Source organism: Pseudomonas sp. GL-B-12, from assembly GCF_019955895.1.
GTDB lineage: Bacteria > Pseudomonadota > Gammaproteobacteria > Pseudomonadales > Pseudomonadaceae > Aquipseudomonas.
Window position 1 is genome coordinate 1 of record NZ_JAHBCX010000061.1, and the last position, 17,265, is coordinate 17,265.

Annotated in this window: 13 protein-coding genes and 1 pseudogene; 7 read left to right on the forward strand and 7 right to left on the reverse strand. The window is 61.2% G+C overall.

The features are described from left to right. The 3 genes from KGA85_RS26980 to KGA85_RS26990 form a co-directional block, all read left to right on the forward strand. Positions 1–1,044 (forward strand): MATE family efflux transporter (locus tag KGA85_RS26980; RefSeq protein ID WP_223543512.1); only part of this gene is annotated, 1,044 nt, incomplete at its 5' end. A gap of 219 nt (positions 1,045–1,263) precedes the next feature. Continuing rightward, positions 1,264–1,935 carry a phosphoribosyltransferase gene (locus tag KGA85_RS26985; RefSeq protein WP_223461827.1) on the forward strand — a complete coding sequence of 224 codons (672 nt, stop codon included), beginning with the start codon at positions 1,264–1,266 and terminating at the stop codon, positions 1,933–1,935. A 136-nt stretch (positions 1,936–2,071) separates the two neighbouring features. Next, a complete protein-coding gene (locus tag KGA85_RS26990) occupies positions 2,072–2,641 on the forward strand; it encodes a YceI family protein (protein WP_223461825.1) in 570 nt (189 codons plus the stop codon). A gap of 132 nt (positions 2,642–2,773) precedes the next feature. Here KGA85_RS26990 and KGA85_RS26995 read toward each other — a convergent pair whose 3' ends face one another. Next, positions 2,774–6,172 (reverse strand): Ig-like domain-containing protein, encoded by a 3,399-nt coding sequence (locus KGA85_RS26995; protein ID WP_223543513.1) that lies wholly within the window; start codon positions 6,170–6,172, stop codon positions 2,774–2,776. 451 nt (positions 6,173–6,623) lie between these two features. Between KGA85_RS26995 and KGA85_RS27000 the strand changes: the two genes are divergently transcribed. Further along, a complete protein-coding gene (locus KGA85_RS27000) occupies positions 6,624–7,346 on the forward strand; it encodes a GNAT family N-acetyltransferase (protein WP_223461410.1) in 723 nt (240 codons plus the stop codon). Between the two features lie 87 nt (positions 7,347–7,433). Here KGA85_RS27000 and KGA85_RS27005 read toward each other — a convergent pair whose 3' ends face one another. Continuing rightward, positions 7,434–7,874, reverse strand: a complete 441-nt coding sequence (locus KGA85_RS27005) for a hotdog fold domain-containing protein (RefSeq protein ID WP_223461412.1) — start codon at positions 7,872–7,874, stop codon at positions 7,434–7,436. 165 nt (positions 7,875–8,039) lie between these two features. Here KGA85_RS27005 and KGA85_RS27010 point away from each other — a divergent pair, with 165 nt between their 5' ends. Then, on the forward strand, positions 8,040–8,660 hold the full coding sequence (locus KGA85_RS27010; RefSeq protein ID WP_223543514.1) for a TetR/AcrR family transcriptional regulator: 621 nt from the start codon (positions 8,040–8,042) through the stop codon (positions 8,658–8,660). A 208-nt stretch (positions 8,661–8,868) separates the two neighbouring features. Here the strand turns inward: KGA85_RS27010 and KGA85_RS27015 are convergent, their stop codons facing one another. Continuing rightward, positions 8,869–9,999 carry a P1 family peptidase gene (locus tag KGA85_RS27015; RefSeq protein ID WP_223461416.1) on the reverse strand — a complete coding sequence of 377 codons (1,131 nt, stop codon included), beginning with the start codon at positions 9,997–9,999 and terminating at the stop codon, positions 8,869–8,871. 76 nt (positions 10,000–10,075) lie between these two features. Further along, positions 10,076–11,179, reverse strand: a complete 1,104-nt coding sequence (locus tag KGA85_RS27020; RefSeq protein WP_223543515.1) for an extracellular solute-binding protein — start codon at positions 11,177–11,179, stop codon at positions 10,076–10,078. 110 nt (positions 11,180–11,289) lie between these two features. On the opposite strand from KGA85_RS27020, the gene KGA85_RS27025 reads away from it, so the two are divergent. Continuing rightward, positions 11,290–12,063 carry a helix-turn-helix transcriptional regulator gene (locus KGA85_RS27025; protein WP_223461420.1) on the forward strand — a complete coding sequence of 258 codons (774 nt, stop codon included), beginning with the start codon at positions 11,290–11,292 and terminating at the stop codon, positions 12,061–12,063. Between the two features lie 142 nt (positions 12,064–12,205). On the opposite strand, the gene KGA85_RS27030 is transcribed toward KGA85_RS27025, so the two are convergent. Continuing rightward, a complete protein-coding gene (locus KGA85_RS27030) occupies positions 12,206–12,562 on the reverse strand; it encodes a DUF6124 family protein (RefSeq protein ID WP_223461422.1) in 357 nt (118 codons plus the stop codon). A 527-nt stretch (positions 12,563–13,089) separates the two neighbouring features. Further along, positions 13,090–13,179 (reverse strand): annotated as a pseudogene (locus KGA85_RS27035) (ABC transporter permease); the annotation flags it as partial. Between the two features lie 170 nt (positions 13,180–13,349). On the opposite strand from KGA85_RS27035, the gene KGA85_RS27040 reads away from it, so the two are divergent. After that, complete coding sequence (locus KGA85_RS27040) at positions 13,350–16,232, forward strand: RHS repeat domain-containing protein (protein WP_223543516.1); 2,883 nt, start codon at positions 13,350–13,352, stop codon at positions 16,230–16,232. A 20-nt stretch (positions 16,233–16,252) separates the two neighbouring features. Here KGA85_RS27040 and KGA85_RS27045 read toward each other — a convergent pair whose 3' ends face one another. Beyond that, a complete protein-coding gene (locus KGA85_RS27045; protein ID WP_223543517.1) occupies positions 16,253–17,194 on the reverse strand; it encodes a class I SAM-dependent methyltransferase in 942 nt (313 codons plus the stop codon). Positions 17,195–17,265 lie beyond the last annotated feature (71 nt).

The window sequence follows — 17,265 nt, forward strand, 5'->3', positions numbered from 1 at the left end:
GCGGCGGTGGTGGGGAGTGTGTTTGCGCGGTCGGCGTTGGTGGGGTTGGGGACGCCGGCGGATGTGCTGGACGATGCGGTGGCGTATGCCCATGTGATGTTGTGGATCATGCCGTCGCTGTTGGTGTTTGTGCTGTTCACGCAGTTGTTGCGCGGGGTCAGCGATACTCTGTCGCCGCTGTTGGCGCTGGTGGTGTCGACCTGTGTGGGGCTGGCGCTGACGCCGGCGTTGATTCGCGGGTGGTTGGGTTTTGCGCCGATGGGGATTCAGAGTGCGGCGTTTGCCGGGTTGGTGGGTAACCTGGTGGCGATGGGGTTGCTGGCGTGGCGGTTGATTGGCAAGGGCCATCCGCTGGCACCGGACCGCGAGTTCTTTGCGGCGATGAAACTGGACATGGCGATCCTCGGCAAGGTGCTGCGCATCGGTTTGCCCACCGGGTTGCAGATGGTGGTGTTGTCGCTGTCGGAGCTGGTGATTCTGGCGCTGGTGAACCAGCACGGTTCCCAGGCGACGGCGGCTTACGGGGCGGTGACGCAGATCGTCAATTACGTGCAGTTCCCGGCGCTGTCGATTGCGATCACCGCGTCGATTCTTGGGGCGCAGGCGATTGGGGCGGGGCGCATTGAGCGCATCGGGCCGATCTTGAAGACCGGGCTGATGATCAACCTGTGTTTGACCGGTGGTCTGGTGGTGCTCGGGTACTTGTTGTCGAGCTGGTTGCTGGCGTCGTTCCTCACCGAAGAAGCGACGCGGACCATGGCTCAGCATCTGTTGCACATCATGCTCTGGAGCCTGTTGGTGTTCGGCTTCCAGGCGATCATCGGCGGCATCATGCGCGCCAGCGGCACGGTGATGGTGCCGGTGGCGATTTCCATTGTGTGCGTGGTGGGTGTGCAGTTGCCGGCGGCGTATCTGCTGGATGCGAAGTTCGGGCTGCAAGGGGTGTGGATGGCGTTTCCGGTGGCGTATCTGGGGATGCTGGTGCTGCAGACGCTGTATTACAAACTGGTGTGGCAGCATCAGAAAATTGAGCGGTTGGTGTAGGCGGGATAAAGGGGCGGATAATGCTATGGACCAAGTTTGTGGCGAGCGAGCTTGCTCGCGCTTGAGTGCGTAGCGCTCACAAAACCCGGTAAGCGTTATCGGTTTTTTGGGGCTGCTGCGCAGCCCGGCGGGAGCAAGCTCCCTCGCCACAAAAGCCCCTGCCACAAAAGGCAGGTTTGGCTGAAGTTCGCAGGCGCGATCGCCTGGGGAGGTTTTCAAATGAGCCCCTTGTCCCATTCCATCCTGCAAGACCGGCCAGCGGCCGGACGGCGTTTGGTAGAGCCGCTGCTGCCTTACGCTAATCGCCCCGACGTCATCGTTCTGGCCTTGCCCCGTGGCGGCGTGCCGGTGGCTTATGAAGTGGCCACGGCGCTGAAGGTTCGCCTGGACCTGATGCTGGTGCGCAAGCTCGGCGTGCCGTCCCACCCGGAGTACGCCATGGGCGCGATTGCCAGCGGTGGCATCCAGATTCGTAATGAACAGGCACTGCGGGTGCACCCGATTGATCGCGCCGCGTTCGACGCCGTGGTCGAACGGGAAACCCGCGAGCTGCTGCGCCGCGAGAAGGTCTACCGCGGCACACGGCCGGCGGTGCAGCTCAAGGATCAGGTGGTGATCCTGATCGACGACGGCCTGGCCACCGGCGCTTCGATGAGGGCGGCGATCCAGGCGCTACGGGCGCAGGCGCCATCGCGCATCGTGGTGGCGGTGCCGGTGGCGCCGATCGAAACGGTAGAGGCGCTGCGCAGCGAGGTGGATGAGTTGATCTGCCCGCTGATGCCCGAGTGGTTCACTTCGATTGGCCATTGGTACATGGACTTTTCCCAGACCTCGGATACCGAGGTGATCGACCTGTTGCGGCGGGCGTGGCAACGCGGGGAGTGCGGGTAGCTCGGACGGCCATCGGCAGGTGGTCGCAAATCAACGCGCGAGGTGGAATAAACGCCGGTTGTTTGCTTTAGTCATCTGATGCCACCCGATCTGTGCGGCACGCCAACTCAAGACGGGAGCCCTCCCGGAGAGTGCCATGAACCTTCGATCCGCGCGTTGCGTCGCTCTGGCCGGAACGTTGGTGTTCGGCCTGGTGCCGTTCGCTGAAGCCGTGGAATACAAGAAAGTGAACGCCAAGGCCAGCACCTTGAGTTTCACCTATCAGCAGATGGGTTCGCGAAGCTACGGCACCTTCGGCAAGTTCGAGGCCAATCTCGACTTCGACACCGATAACCCTGGCGCCGCCCATGCCACGCTGACCATCGACCTGAACAGCATCGACGCCGGTAGCAGCGACGCCAATACCGAACTGCAAAAACCTGCGTGGTTCGATACGGCGACTTATCCGGTGGCGACCTTCGAATCGACGTCCATCAAAGCCCTCGGCAATAACCGCTACACCATCACCGGCAAGCTTTCCCTGCGGGGGCTCACTCGGGAAGTGAGTGTGCCGGTGCTGCTGAAATCGGAGAGCTCCATTGGCATCTTCGATGGTGAACTGGTCCTCAAGCGTAACGACTTCAAGATAGGCGAGGGCGAGTGGGCGGACAGTGTGGTGTCCAACGAGATCAATATCCGCTTTCGGATGGTGGCGCCGCAAAGGTGACCGTCAGCGCAAATGCCAGGCGCTTTGCGGATAGAACCGATAGTCAGTAAACCCCACCTCGGCACCACCGTACGATCCGCAAAAAAAAGCGCCCGATCCACATTGCATGGACCGGGCGCCGATCAATCCGCTCTAGTTCGCCACTATTGGCACCGTCACGGTTTTGCCGAGGGATGATTTGACGGTCGCCGTCGGGCTAGGCGACGGGCCACTGCCGACGGTTGTCACCGCTATATTCCAGCGTGCGCCTGTCGCCGTAGGCGTCAGGGTGGCGGTGCCAAGGTTCACCGTACCGGTTGTAACCGTGGCAGTCGCCGTGATGGTATTGCCCGTGCCACGGGAGGTGGTGCCGGACAGGACCCAATACCAGCGGCTGTTGCTGCGGGCGGTGACGGTAGCGCTGGTGACGATCAGGCTCTCGTTGACCGCTGCCGAGACCGCCACGGACACCGTTGCCGATGCCGACTCCGCGCCCTTCGTATCGGCGGCTTTATAGGTAAAGGTCGCGGTGAACGGCGCGGGGACCGTGGCCGGTGGTGTGTAGGTCACGCGCGTACCATCGGTGCTGACCACGCCCTTGCCGGAGTCCGGTTGCTCCAGCCCCACCACTTTAAGTGGCACGTTACCGTCAGGGTCGCTGTCGTTGGCCAGGACGTTGATGGTCAGCGGTTGGCCGTTGTTGCTGACGGCGCTGTCGGGGTTGGCGATCGGGTTTTTGTTATCGCCATCGTTATTGGCACGGGTATCGCCAGTGCGGAAGGTCGGCAACGCGGAGGAATTGACGTAGGTGACGCCGTCCCAGCCGGGCAGGGGCGCTGGCATCAACTGGAACTGGCCGGGGTGCTCGATATCCCAGCGCAGCAACATGGACGTGTCCTCGTGCTGGGTGTTGTGGCAGTGCTCCATGTAGGTCCCGGCGAATTCACGGAAGTGAATCGCCATTTCCACATCCACCGAGCTGTCGATGCCCTCGCCGATGCGATAGACGTCCTTGCGCGCCCACTTTTCCCATTCCGGCGGTGGGTTGCCATCGCGGTGGAGGACGATCCCCTCTTCGAAGTGCACGTGGACCGGGTGGTTCCAGCCGTTGCCGCCGCTCTTGATTTTCCACACCTCAAGGGTGCCGTCGCCGGAGAACCCGGCAGGGGTCGGGCCGTTAGCCAGTTGCGGAGCGGCGCTGATGATTCGAGTGTCCATGGGGAAGCCGAATTGACCACCGTCGGTCTTGATGGTCCAGGGGGCTTCGTCGGTGCCGTCGGAGCGGCCGAAGATGAACTCGCGATGCCGCGCCACCTTGAGCTTGGCCTGCACCGCCGGATCATCGCGGTTGAGGGTCAGCGGGATCATGGTCTTGCCGGCCGGTTTGCCCGGTTTGGCGGGTTCGTAGTCGGCGGGGTTCATGCTAACGTCCTGGCCGGCATAAGGCTGGACCACCATCTGCATGAACTTGCCCACCCCCGGGTCGCCGGCGTCCCACTCTAGCCCTTTGCTGCCCAGTTTGAGCACCGCCTTGTATGTGCCGGACAGGACATCGGCCAGGCTCAGCAGTGTAGCCTCCGGCCCCTTGCCGTCGTGATGCTCCATCAGGTTGACGAAGTACAGCTTGTCGCCGGTGTTGATTCCGTTTTTCGCGAAGTTGACGATGATGTCGTAACGCTCGGCGATGCCCATGGTGGGCAGGATGGCGTTGTGGTTCTGCATGTCACCGTTACCTTCCAGGTCCATGCTACCGTCGAACGGCACGGCGTGTTCCATGAGGTTGCCGTCGTTGGCGATCAAGTGGAACGGCACGCGGGTATAAGACAGGCCAGAACCGGCCGGGCCGGGGAATTCGCCGCCGGTGCCGGCGACTTCACGCACCAGCGCGATCCTGAAGTAGCGCGACACCGAGCCATTGAGGATGCGGAAGCGATAGCTGCGCGCCCGCACGTTCAGGCGCGGCTGGTACTGCCAGTTGACCAGGACCTGATCGCCGAGGAAGCCGTCGGTGTTGAACGGGTTGAACCACAATTGGCCGTTCTGATCCCAGGCCTTGTCGGCAATCATCAGGTTCACATCGTAGTCGCGGTTGCCCCAAGGCATCGCCGAACCGCTGGGCAGGCGCAGGTTGACGCCGTCTTCGAAGGCTTCGTTACCACGGTCCACGGCGCTGTAGTAATTCATCATCACCGCGTTGCCCTTGTAGACGTTCTGCGCGGTGAAATCGACCATGTGGTCATGGAACCAGTGGGTGCTCATGGTTTCGCGCCAGTCGCCACGGATCTTGATGCTGCCGTTGTTGCACGTCTTGAGGCCCGGAGTGGCATCGTTGACGAACAGGGTTTCGCCCGGGGCGCAAGGGAACGCCGCGCGCGGATCCTGAGCGCTGGTGTTGATGGTGTCGTAACCGGCCAACTGGATCGGCCAGCGATAGTCGTAGTACTGTCCCGGAAAGAAAAACGCACCGGAAAAGCCATCGCTTTCGGCCGGGGAGTGGCCGTTGTGTTCGTGGGTGGTGAGTGTGTGCAGGCCAAACCCCATGTTGGCCGCCGGATCGATCGGCAGGGCGTTGTAGTGGCGCATCAGCGCGGCTTGACCGTAACGCACCATCAACAGTTTTGGCGGAAAGGTGCCGTCGAAGGTCCAGAGCGCCTTGTGGTTCTGAATCGGCATGTTGGGGTGAAAACGAACATTTATGCCTTTGGTGGTGCCCGCAATGATCGGGGTGCTCGAGGTCTGGTTGTAGAGCCCGCCAGGCCCGAACTCACCGACGGCGTAGTTGTGCAACTGTCGGCGGTCGCGCATGCCGCTGTTGAGCTGGGCGCCCGCTTGAGCGGTTTTGAAGCCGACCTGTGGGTAAAACTCGTTCCAGCGCTGATGCGACCAGCCTTTTCCTGGTGGACGACCTTCGGCCGGTGAGCCGACCGGATGGCGGTTGAGGAAGGCTTCGATCTGCGCTTTCCACGGGTTGCGGTCCAGCACGTTGGAATACTGCGACGGAAACGGGTACAGCCCCGGCTGGCGCATGAAGGCTACCAGCGCCGTGGGCGAAGGGCCGCTGCGGGCGATGTTGTTCGGGTCCTGCGTGGGCGCCGGGCCGACGAGCGGAACCGGGAAGGTCAGGGGCGGTGCCGGCAGAGTCGGGTCGAGTTTTTCCGTGCCGAATTCTTCGAACAGCAGCAGTTGCTGAGTGTACGGCTGGGCCCCGAACAATGGGCTGGGTTTGCCATTGGTGGGGATTTTGAATGATGTCTGCAGGGCTGGAGGCAGCACGTTGTCGGTCGTTGGCGTGGTGAGGCGGGTACCAAAAGCGCCATTGGGCAGGGCGATGGCGCCCTGGTTGACGGGTGGCATGGCCCGTAAGGCATCCGCCGCAGCTTTGAGGTCGGCCGGGGGATTGCTATATGCCGAAGGGTCCGTTGGGGGGGGCGGGCCGAAATCATCCAGCGGTACGGCGTTGGCGTTGCCGAGGCTGATGTTGATCAGCATCACAGCGGCGATGCCCGGTTTGCAGAAAAAACCGAGCGATTTGAGGTCAGGCATTTTTTTCATGTTGTTCCCCTCGGGGGCACGCCGGTGTGGCAGACGTTCGCAATTCGCAATTCGCTCGATGCAAGAGGTGCGCCAAGCGCGAGGAGATCCGGGGGAAACAAATAGCTGTTTGATATCAAACGCTTGATGGATTGGACTTTGGTCGTAGTGGCGCAATGGGTGGCAATCCTCACAGTTGGGGGCCTTCACCCACCGATTCCCCCCCACCCACACCAAAGGCTGTTGTGATGGTGGACGCTTTCGCGAGCAGGCGAGCTCCCACAGGAGATCGAGGAGTGGGCAAAACCGCAGTCCCCTGTGGGAGCGAGCCTGCTCGCGAAGCCCCCTGCTCACCCAGCACAAAGTGTGCCTGACTCTGCTGTCAGCCTCGAAAACGCAACGCCTCCATTCGGACCGCAGGTGTCAGGCGCGCTATGATAGGCGGCCCTTGCCCCCGGAGCCTGTCACTGCAATGCCCCTGATCAGCCACTTCAAGACCCCGTGCCCCGAGCACATCAATAGCCAGATCCTGCAGATGGTGGTCGACAACCTGACCGACATCAGCATGGTCGCGATCCCGCCCAGCAACCTGCTGTACAACCTCTATCAATACGCGATCGGCTATGAGGTGCACCTGTATCTGGAGGCGCTGAACGGTGAAAAAGGCATTGCCGTGGAGTTGATCGTTGCCACGGACGAAGACGACCCGCAAAAGGTGACTGGCTTTGTGCTGTACCTGCCGGTGCAGGACGACCCCGAGGCCTGCGGCGTGGCGTACATGGCGGTGCAGGCCGAGTATCGGCGCCAGGGCGTGGCCCGGCGGATGCTGCGGGAAATGGTCGGTCGCTATCCCCATGCCGAGCTGACCTGCGCGGTGGCCAAGGTGCCGTATTTCGAGGCGATGGGCTTTGAGGTGGTGGGCGTGCGTGCGACCCAGGTGTTGATGAACACCCGCGACTACGCCACCGATGGCTTGATGGCGCTGCTGGATGTGGCGTCGATCTACAGCTCGCTGGAAGTGCGGCAGATTCATACCTACCTGCTGCAAAAGCATGGCAAGCGGGCCATGACCGACGCGGAAAAACAGCGCGACCGGCATCTGGACCAGTTGACGCGCAAGGCTCAGGAGTTTGTGCGGGGGCGGCTCGGAGAAGATGCCATACCAGCTAGCGGACCTCGATTGCGCCTGGTCTGACCGAACTCTCCTAAACACCACAACTCCCCTGTGGGAGCAAGCCCGCTCCCACATTGGTCCGCGCTTTACCTGTCCTTTCAATCAGTGTCAGGCCAGCTTCACATTCATGGTTATCCGCGCCGTGAAGACCTTCTTGCCCTCGGCATCGTGAATGTCCACCGGCACGATCTTGTCGCCTTCGGTGGTCCAGTCCACTGCGTCCCCCTCGGCTACCGCCGTCACATCGCTCTTGGCCTTGGCCAGGTATTCCACGGTCATGCCTTTGGGAATCCAGCGTGCACCAGCGGGAATGGAAACGTCGGTCATCATCCCGGCGGCCAGTTCGGCGGCGTTGCACATGGCAATCGCATGCACCGTACCCAAATGATTGGTGATTTCCCGGGCAAACGGTACGTGCACGGTGGCGGAGCCTTTGCGCAGGTCCTTGACCAGCGGGTTGATGGTGGAGAAGTAGGGCGCCACCTGGCAGGCCATTTTGCTGAATGCTTCTGGGCCTGCGCTGTTGAACATGCTGAGGAACTGACTCATTTTTTTGCCTCTTGAGGATGACGGTTTGCAGAATAATGTTCCTAAACAGAATAATGTTCTGTGGCGGAACAGTATTCTGTCGAAGGGAAATCTGTCAACCTAGCGCCACTTGTTCGCTGGTAACCGCCAGCCCTCACCTATGACTTTTCCGGACTGTCTTTGCGCATGGAAACCGCCGATCTGCTCGAACGCTGCTACCCCGGACGACGCGCCGAACTCAAGCGCGACATCTTTAGAAAGGCCCTCGGCCTGTTCAACGAACAGGGGATCGAGGCCACGACCATCGAAATGATCCGCGCCGAATGCGATACCAGTGTCGGTGCGATCTATCACCATTTCGGCAACAAGGAAGGCCTGGTGGCGGCGCTGTTTTTTACCGCCCTCGATGATCAGGCCCGCTTGCGCGACAGCTATCTCGCCGAGGCTCAAACCACTCAAGCAGGGGTGCATGCGCTGGTGCACAGTTATGTGGATTGGGTCGATAGCCAGCCGGAGTGGGCGCGGTTCCAGTACCACGCGCGGTTTGCCGTCACCAAGGGGCTGTTCAAGGACGAACTCGCCACCCGCAACAAGACGCGCAACAGGCAGTTGCTGGAATGGCTGGGGGCGCAGGGTAATGAACTGGGGAGTTTCCCGGCGGAGTTGATCCCGTCGCTGATCGTCGGCCAGGCAGACAGTTACTGCCGCGCCTGGTTGTCGGGCCGGGTCAAGGGCAGCCCGAAGGCGTACCGGGACATGCTGGCGGAGGCGGCGTGGCGGTCGTTGTGCACCAGCGAAGCACAATGAAAATCCCCCCTGTGGGGAATGTGTGTTTTTCGGAGGTAAAAAAAGAGCCTCAAAGCTCTTGATGGGGAGGAAGTGGAGCCGTGAGGCTCAAGATGCGCATGAAGCAAGCGGTGAGCTTGATAGTGGTTCAGTTCACTCACCACCTACGCAGCGGCTTGCACAAACAAGCGGCTGCGTAAGTTCATCCTAAAAAGACCTAGTGTTTCACTCAAGTACCGCTAGTCGCATCCCCCGGCCAGCCGGCGCGACGCAACGCCTTGAGCAGGGTTTCGGCATCCAGCCCCTGCACTCCATGTCCGTTGCCTTCGGCCGTTTCGGCGGCGAGCAGGGCATTGATGATGGCTTCTTCCACAGCTTCGGTGGCGGCCAGGAACAGCTCGCTGATGTGGTCGTTGTTGACCATGCTCAGGTTGTGGGTGGTCGGTGCTTTCTTGCTCTCGTAGGCAGCCGGTGGCACGTGATCGTTACCGGTGGCGAAGGCGATGAAGATGTCGCCGCTGTGGTCTTCATTGCCGCCGCCGGTGCGGGCCAGGCCGAGGCTGGCGCGCTGGGCCAGGCGGGTGCACTGGTGCGGCAGCAACGGCGCATCGGTGGCCAGGCAGACCACGATCGAACCCATGCCCGGATGGGGCAGCGAGGCCTTGAGGAACGGCGAATCGACCTGTTCCATATAGCGCCCGACCGGGTAGCCATCGACCCGCAGTTCATGGCGGATGCCGTGGTTGGCCTGAACAATCGCCCCCACCGTCCAGCCGCCCTGGGCGCTGTTCAAGCGGCGCGACGCGGTGCCGATGCCGCCCTTGAATTCGTGGCAGATCATGCCGCTGCCACCGCCGACATTGCCTTCGGCCACCGGGCCACCCGTCGCCGAGCGCACGGCCTGTGCCACGTGTTCCGGTTTCACGTGAAAGCCGTTGATGTCGTTGAGCAAGCCGTCGAAGGTTTCCAGCACCACCGGCATGTTCCAGTACAGGCGCCCGTCATCCGGCTGCTGCTCGCGGTCGAGCACGATCAGCGCGTCGCGCACCACGCCCAGGCTGTGGGTGTTGGTGAAGGCGATGGGGCTGGTCAGCAAGCCGGCCTCGCGAATCCACTCCAGCCCCGTGGCATCGCCGTTGCCGTTGAGCACATGCACACCGGCAAAGCAGGGTTGTTGGCTGGTGGAGCCGGCGCGCGGTTCGATGACGGTGACGCCCGTGAGGATGTCGCGGCCATTGGCCGTGCGGCCTCGTACATCGCTGTGGCCGACCCTTACGCCAGGGACGTCGGTGATGGCATTGAGCGGGCCGGGTTGCAGTTGGCCGATCGGGATGTTCAGGTCGCGGGCGCGTGGTTTCATGGTTTTCTCATCTTCAAATCGTGGCTGAAAAAGGGATGTTCCGGGCACCACAATCCCACAGGGAAATGCAGTGGATTCACTGACCGTTTTTGACCTTGCTCCAGATCCGCGTGCGCACGCGCTCGGTAGCCGGCGGCAGTGGCTGGAGGGTGAACAAGGTCGCCATCGCTTCGGCGGGTGGATAAACCGCCGGGTTGCTGCGGGTCGCTTCGGCCACCAGCGTGGTCGCACTGCGGTTGCCGTTGGGGTAGTTGAGGTGGTCGCTGACCGGGGCGATGACCTCAGGGCGCATCAGGTAGTCGATGAAGGCCATGCCTTGTTCCGGGTGCGGGGCGTCCTTGAGCAGCACCAGCGTGTCGAACCACACCGGCGCGCCTTCCTTGGGCAAGCTGTAGGCGATTTTCACGCCGTTGCCGGCCTGCTCGGCGGTGTTCTTGGCTTCGAACATCGCCCCGGACCAGCCGACCGCCACGCAGATGTTGCCATTGGACAGGTCGCTGATGAATTTCGACGAGTTGAAGTAGGCGATATGCGGACGCAGCTTGAGCAGCAGCGCTTCGGCCTTCTTGTAGTCCTCGGGGTTGGTGCTGTTGGGCGGCAGGCCAAGGTAGTGCAGGGCCACCGGCAGCATCTCCGACGGCGAGTCGAGCATGGCCACGCCGCATTCGCCGAGTTTGGCCAGGTTCTCTTCCTTGAACACCAGGTCCCAGGAATCCACCGGCGCCTTGTCACCCAGCAGCGCGCGTACTTTGTCGATGTTGTAGCCGATGCCGTTGGTGCCCCACAGGTACGGCACGGCGTACTGGTTGCCTGGATCGTTGTTGGCCAGTTTCGCCAGCAGATCGGCATCCATGTTCTTGAAGTCCGGCATCTGCGCACGGGGCAGGGGGGCGAGGGCACCGGCCTTGATCAGCGTGGGTAGACTGAAGTTGCTGGCCACCACCACGTCGTAGCCGCTGCGGCTGGTGAGCAATTTGCCTTCCAGCACTTCGGCGCTGTCGAAGGTGTCATAGACCGGCGCAATCCCGGTGTCACGCTTGAAGTCCTGCAAGGTGGTGGGGCCGATGTAGTCGTACCAGTTGTACACGTGCACCGTCGGGGCTTCGACCGCAAAAGCCGACAGCGAAACCGCCAGACAGGCACCAAACCCCAGATTGAAATACAAGCGGTGACGACTCATGATGCGGCACTCCTGGCCTGTTGCGGCCGGTGGTAATCAGGAGTTTGCAGCGTATCGACCGGGGTGGCCTTCACCCATTCCCATCATGGGTTACTCAAAAGGGGTAGTGCGTGGACGCGTTGTTGAAAGAGTTGCCGGTGCACCAGGGGCTGGCGCGGGTTTTCACGGCGGTGGGGCGGGACAGTTTCTGGCGTGCGCTGGTGGATACCTTGCGCTTGCTGGTGCCGCTGGATAACGCGCTGGTAGCGCTGATGCGTCCGGGCCATGTGCCGCGCCTGCTGATCGATTTCGATGCCAAGGGCAGCACCGAAGAACATGAAGAACTGGCGGACTACCGCGCCGGCATGTACCTGCTCGACCCGTTCTACCAAGCCGCCTGCGCGGGCATCGCCGACGGTTTGCACAGCCTCGAATCGGTGGCCCCCGACCAGTTCCAGCACAGCGAGTACTACCTGAGTTACTTCAGCGCCGTGGTCGGTGGGGACGAGTTGCAATTCATGGTTAACGTCGATGGCGCCGTGCTCGGCCTGTCCCTGGGGCGTGCGACACGCTTCAGCCTTGAGGAGCAGGGCCGCCTGCTGTGCGTGCGTGACTGGGTGCTGGCGGCGATGCGCCGACACCTGGATTTGCTGCCGCTGGAAGGGCCGGCCGCCGAACCACCGGCCGGCGACCTGGCGACCTTGCTCGATCGCTTCGACGCACGCCTGACGCTGCGGGAAATCGAAACCGCGCGCCTGATTCTCCAGGGCTTCTCCAGCAAGGCCATCGCCCAGCAATTGGGCATCTCCCCGGAGACGGTGAAAGTGCACCGGCGCAACCTCTATCACAAGCTCAATGTGAACGGGCATGGCGAGTTGTTTGCGCTGGTGTTGCGGCCGCGTTGAACGGTCATGGGGTGTGCTGTTGCCAGTGCGCCTCGCTGATGATCAGCAGCCCTTCAGCTGACTGAGTGGACGGTTGCGTCCGACCGCGGCCCGAGCCATCGCGAGCCTGCTCGCGATGGTGATAACACTGATAACCGATTGCTCAGCCCTGCTTCATTCCCAGACATTCAATAGACCGATCCACCATCGCCTTGGCAATCTCCAGTAAATGCCAGATCGAAAACACCAGGGCCCGATCAGCGCCCTTGAGTTGATCGCCACACTGATACGCCGTGACCGAAGCGCAACGCAGCAGGTCGGCGATATAGAGCTGGGTATCTTCAAAGCTCACGTCGTTGCTGACGTTGTAAAAGCGCAGTTCATCGGGGCGGGTGGGTTGGTCGCCGGTGAGGTGAAAGTCAATCGCACGGTAGAGCGCTGATCGATCCCTGAGTCGGTCTTCAGTGACGGTTTCGTTGGTGGGGGTTTCGGGAGGTGGATCGGGTACGGATCTTTCCATGAGTGTTGCTCCTATTGCTGCATGGGAGCCATCACTTATCGCCTACTAAACGATTGGGTGGCGGCTGTACGCAGGTTAGTAGGCCGGTCAATAGGAAAAACCGGTGCACCCGAAGGTGCCCCACGCACAGCCACCATATTCTGCATGCGGCAAAATTTGCCGGACATGAGCATGGAATCGCTATGCGCCTATTGTTCCGGGCTACTAAACCCGATCACTGATGAGCAGTGACGGACCGAGACTAGCCACGGAAAATGGCAGGCGCAAGCGAGCGAAATGATCTAGGAAATGTCCTGCAAAAGAAAGGGAACGGGCCTGCAAAACCGCTGATTTTCCTGTACGAAAACTTCCCTCTGGAAGTCTGTTATCACCTGTGGCGAGGGAGCTTGCTCCCGCTCGATTGCGCAGCAATCGTAAAATCTGACACCAGAATTTCACTGACACTGCGCATTGAATGGTTTGGGGCCGCTTCGCAGCCCAGCGGGAGCAAGCTCCCTCGCCACAAAAGCACGGTGACTTTCAGCTCGTCAGCGCTTGTTCAACCCCAGCGCCAACCGATCCCCACCCAACTGAATCACCGCCACCAGCAACACAACCACCGTCAACATGATCTGGCTGACAACCCACGGATATCCATTCGGCGCGATTCATTGTGGGAGCGAGCTTGCTCCGGGCGGCGTTCCGACGATGGCGATTTCACAGGCGCCGACCTGTAACTTCTTACAGTTTCGGTCCGGCCAAAAAAGGCCCAGTCTGTCCTCAGTCAAAGCGAAGGATCGTCAATGCCGTGAACGCTCACCACCACGCCGCGACACCGACGCTGTCGGTCATCGATCCACGCGCCCTGACGGTTCGCAGCGTGGGCTATTGCCGTCATCCTGACAGCCCGGAGATTGATCCGCGTATCACCCGGCAACGCTTCGACGCGGCAGGGCGCTTGGTCGAGTCGTGGGACCCTCGGTTGTGGGGCACGGCGCCGACGCCGAACCTGACCACGATCTACGGCTTGAACGGTCAACCGTTGCTGACGGACAGCGTCGATGCCGGGTGGCAGCTGAGTTTGCCGGACCAGGCCGGTTCGCCCTGTTCGTTCTGGGATGCACGAGGCAGTCAGCGTCACACGGTGTTCGACGGACAACAGCGGCCCATCACCGTCACGGAACAGGACGCGGGGGAACGACTTCGTGTGGTGGAACGCTTGACCTATGGTGGCTCCGAACCCGCGTACGCAGCGCACAACCAGTGCGGACAGGTGATCCGTCATGACCATCCGGCGGGCACACACTGGGCTGCTGACTACGGGCTCGCCGGTTCAGCACTGGTTGAAGAGCAACGCTTGCTCCTCGAGCTTGAAACACCCGACTGGCCGCCCGAAATCGATGCCAGAGAGGAGTACCTGGAAGCTCAATCATTCATCACCCGCCACCGTTTCAATCCCACTGGTGAGCTTCAGCGACAAATCGATGCGATGGGCAACGCTCGCACCTTTGGCTACGACGTGGCGGGCAAACCGAGTGAAGTCTGGCTGCAAATGGCCGGTGAGAGCAAGCAGCCACAATCCTTGGTCCACGACATTCGCTACAACGCCCAGGATCAGGTCGAACGCGAAACCGCCGGCAATGGTGTGCTGACCCACGCCGAGTACGCTGCCGAAGACGGCCGGCTGATTCGGCTGATGGCGGCAGACGGAAACCAGAAGCCCTTGCAGGACCTGAACTACGTCTACGACCCGGCGGGTAATATCGTCAGGCTGCACGACCAGTCCCAAGCCGTCAGCCATTTCAACAACCAGCGCATCGAGCCGATCAACCGCTACCGCTACGACAGCCTGTATCAACTGGTCGAAGCCCAGGGCTGGGAGGTCAGCCAGCCGAGTCATGGCCCAGCCCTGCCAACACTGCTGCCCACGCCGCTGGACCCCAGCCAGCGGCGCAATTACACCCAACGCTTCGAGTATGACCGGGGCGGGAATTTGATTAGCCGCCACCACAGCGGCGCGCCCGGCTTCTCGATGTTTACCTCGACACGAAGCAACCGTAGCCTCGCGCAGCGCGATGACGGCTCGCTGCCGGGCGAGCCTGAAATCGCGTCGGGTTTCGATGCCGGTGGCAATCAACGGGAGCTGCAACGCGGGCAAGCCATGCTCTGGGACAGTCGTAATCAATTGCACCAAGTCACGTTGGTCAAACGCGAAACCGAGCCCGACGACTACGAATGCTACCGCTACGACCGCCCCGGCCACCGCTTGCGCAAAACGGGATTCGCCCACAGCAGCGGCAGGACCCTGCGCAGCGAAGTCCGTTACCTCCCCGGTCTGGAAATCCACCGCCAGGCCGATGGCGAAGAGCACCACGTCATCAGCGTCGAAGCCGGGCGCAGCAATGTGTGGGCATTGCACTGGCCCCAAGGTGAGCACAGTGACCAGTTGCGTTACAACCTCAGTGATCACCTCGGTTCCAGCACGCTGGAACTGGACGACGAGGCGGGCGTGCGGACTCAGGAGCACTATTACCCCTTTGGCGGCACGGCGTGCTGGGCGGGTAAAAGTGCGTTGGTGGCGCAGTACAAAACCATCCGCTATTCGGGTAAAGAGCGAGATGCGACCGGGCTTTACTACTATGGCTACCGGTATTACGCGCCGTGGTTACAGCGATGGATTGGTCCGGATCCCGCCGGGGAAATGGAGGGCCCCAATCGTTATGCGATGGTGGGCAACAATCCGATCAACTTTGTTGATCGATTTGGGCTGAACGGAGAACAGGTTTCGGGCACCCAGATTTTGGGAGGGGTCATTCTCGTGTTCTTGCTGACCTTGATCGGGGCCGGGTTGGGTTGGTTGGCGGGCAATGCCATGACAGGTGCTTCAGTCGGCGCCCTGCTGGGTGGGACGCTGTTCGGGATTGTGCGAACGCACGAATATATACAGTTACGACCAGAGGCTGTGGCCGCCAATACCGACGTAGTGGAACGGCAGTTTGGTCAGGACATTAGAAATCTGGCTAGCAGTCTTGCAGAACACGAAAAGCTGACGCGGGAGGAAGCTGCGAGGTTTTCGAACTTTGCTTTTGACCATCGTAATATTTCAGGGAACGATGGGGTAATGCTTAGACTTTTCCGTGCGCAAACAGGAAGAATCTTTGGGTATACGGGCCCCGAAAGCAACGCTGATAAAGCATGGCGTGTCCTTAGCACGGAAAACAATCCAGTTAAAGGGCTCAAACGGCTGGGCTACAGCATGCTGTTAATTCGAGATACGCCGAGTGAGCAATCATCCACTGAGCAGTCTCCCTACGTTGAATCATTTGATGTAGCAGGTGCCACCTCTGTCGCGAGCGTACGCAAGGCCGGAAAAAAATCACACTCCAGTTTGGGCTCGGCCACATCATCAGCAGCGCCAGCATCCATCCCGCACTGGGAAATTGATACCCGAGCGGTGGATTCGATCCTGGATGATCCGACTGACCCTGGCCACAAAAGCGTTTCCTCAACGATCAACAGTCTGCGTGAAGGTCGTACTGGAGCAATCAATTGGCATCGCCATCAGGACGGTTTGTGGTCTGCGGATCTGCGGGGTTTTCCTGGAAGTACCAAACGGGGAGCCCACCGACTTATGTTGAGTCACCAGGGTGGTGTCCACTACAGGGTCGAAGGGATACGGAATCCGCATTAGTAGTGTCCGGGTTGCGATCTTTAGCCTTCCAGCCTAAACACCAACGCCTTCAACCCACACTCCACGTCCGCATCCGGAAACTCCGGCGGATTCTCCAGCCGCTGCTCAAACTTCAGGCTCGGCGCCTCACGAGTCACGCCATCGATCAGGAAATCGGCACCGAACGCCGGGTCGTTCATGCAGGCCAACACCGTACCTTCAGGGCTGAGCAATTCCGGCAACCGGCGCAGCACACGCTGGTAGTCCTTGGTCAGCAAAAAGCTGCCTTTCTGGAACGACGGCGGGTCGATGATCACCAGGTCATACGGCCCTTTGCCGATCACTTTGCCCCAGGATTTGAACAGGTCGTGGCCGAGAAAGGTCACGTTGCTCAGGTCGTGGCCGTTGAGCCGGTGGTTGTCGCGGCCACGGCTCAGGGCCGGGCTGGACATGTCGAGGTTGACCACATGCGTCGCGCCACCTTCGATGGCCGCCACCGAGAAGCCGCAGGTGTAGGCGAACAGGTTCAATACCCGCTTGCCTTCGGCATTGGCGCGGACCCAGTCGCGGCCGTAGCGCATGTCGAGGAACAACCCGGTGTTCTGCTTGCGGCCCAGGTCCACCCGGTACTTCAGGCCACCCTCGGTGATGGTCATTTCCTCGATGACTTCGCCGAGCAGCCACTCGGTGGTGCTTTGCAGCAGGTAGCGATGTTGCAACAGCAGCGTGTGGGCACCGGATTTTGCCCATTGCTCAGACCGGGTGACCGTCATCAGCACCTGCTTCAGGTCTTCCAGTTGCGCCGCTTCCGGCTCCTTGAACAGCGCCACCAGCACCACGCCCTGTAACCAGTCCACGGTCACTTGCTCCAGCCCCGGCCAGCAGCGGCCACGGCCGTGGAACAGGCGACGGGTTTCGGCGGGGGCGGCCGCCAGTGCGGTCAGCAGGTGCTGGTTGAGGGTGGCGAGGGCTTCAGGGGTCATCGGGTCGGGTAGGCAGCATGGAAAGGGGCGGGATTTAACCATAACAGCGCCACGCGCGGACCACACAACAC

What these genes read in the sequence shown, in the direction of transcription:
- KGA85_RS26985 (WP_223461827.1), top strand. Translation starts at nt 1,264, where the DNA reads ATGAGCCCCTTGTCCCATTCCATCCTGCAAGACCGGCCAGCGGCCGGA.
- KGA85_RS26990 (WP_223461825.1), top strand. Translation starts at nt 2,072, where the DNA reads ATGAACCTTCGATCCGCGCGTTGCGTCGCTCTGGCCGGAACGTTGGTG.
- KGA85_RS26995 (WP_223543513.1), bottom strand. Translation starts at nt 6,172, where the DNA reads ATGAAAAAAATGCCTGACCTCAAATCGCTCGGTTTTTTCTGCAAACCG.
- KGA85_RS27000 (WP_223461410.1), top strand. Translation starts at nt 6,624, where the DNA reads ATGCCCCTGATCAGCCACTTCAAGACCCCGTGCCCCGAGCACATCAAT.
- KGA85_RS27005 (WP_223461412.1), bottom strand. Translation starts at nt 7,874, where the DNA reads ATGAGTCAGTTCCTCAGCATGTTCAACAGCGCAGGCCCAGAAGCATTC.
- KGA85_RS27010 (WP_223543514.1), top strand. Translation starts at nt 8,040, where the DNA reads ATGGAAACCGCCGATCTGCTCGAACGCTGCTACCCCGGACGACGCGCC.
- KGA85_RS27015 (WP_223461416.1), bottom strand. Translation starts at nt 9,999, where the DNA reads ATGAAACCACGCGCCCGCGACCTGAACATCCCGATCGGCCAACTGCAA.
- KGA85_RS27020 (WP_223543515.1), bottom strand. Translation starts at nt 11,179, where the DNA reads ATGAGTCGTCACCGCTTGTATTTCAATCTGGGGTTTGGTGCCTGTCTG.
- KGA85_RS27030 (WP_223461422.1), bottom strand. Translation starts at nt 12,562, where the DNA reads ATGGAAAGATCCGTACCCGATCCACCTCCCGAAACCCCCACCAACGAA.
- KGA85_RS27045 (WP_223543517.1), bottom strand. Translation starts at nt 17,194, where the DNA reads ATGACCCCTGAAGCCCTCGCCACCCTCAACCAGCACCTGCTGACCGCA.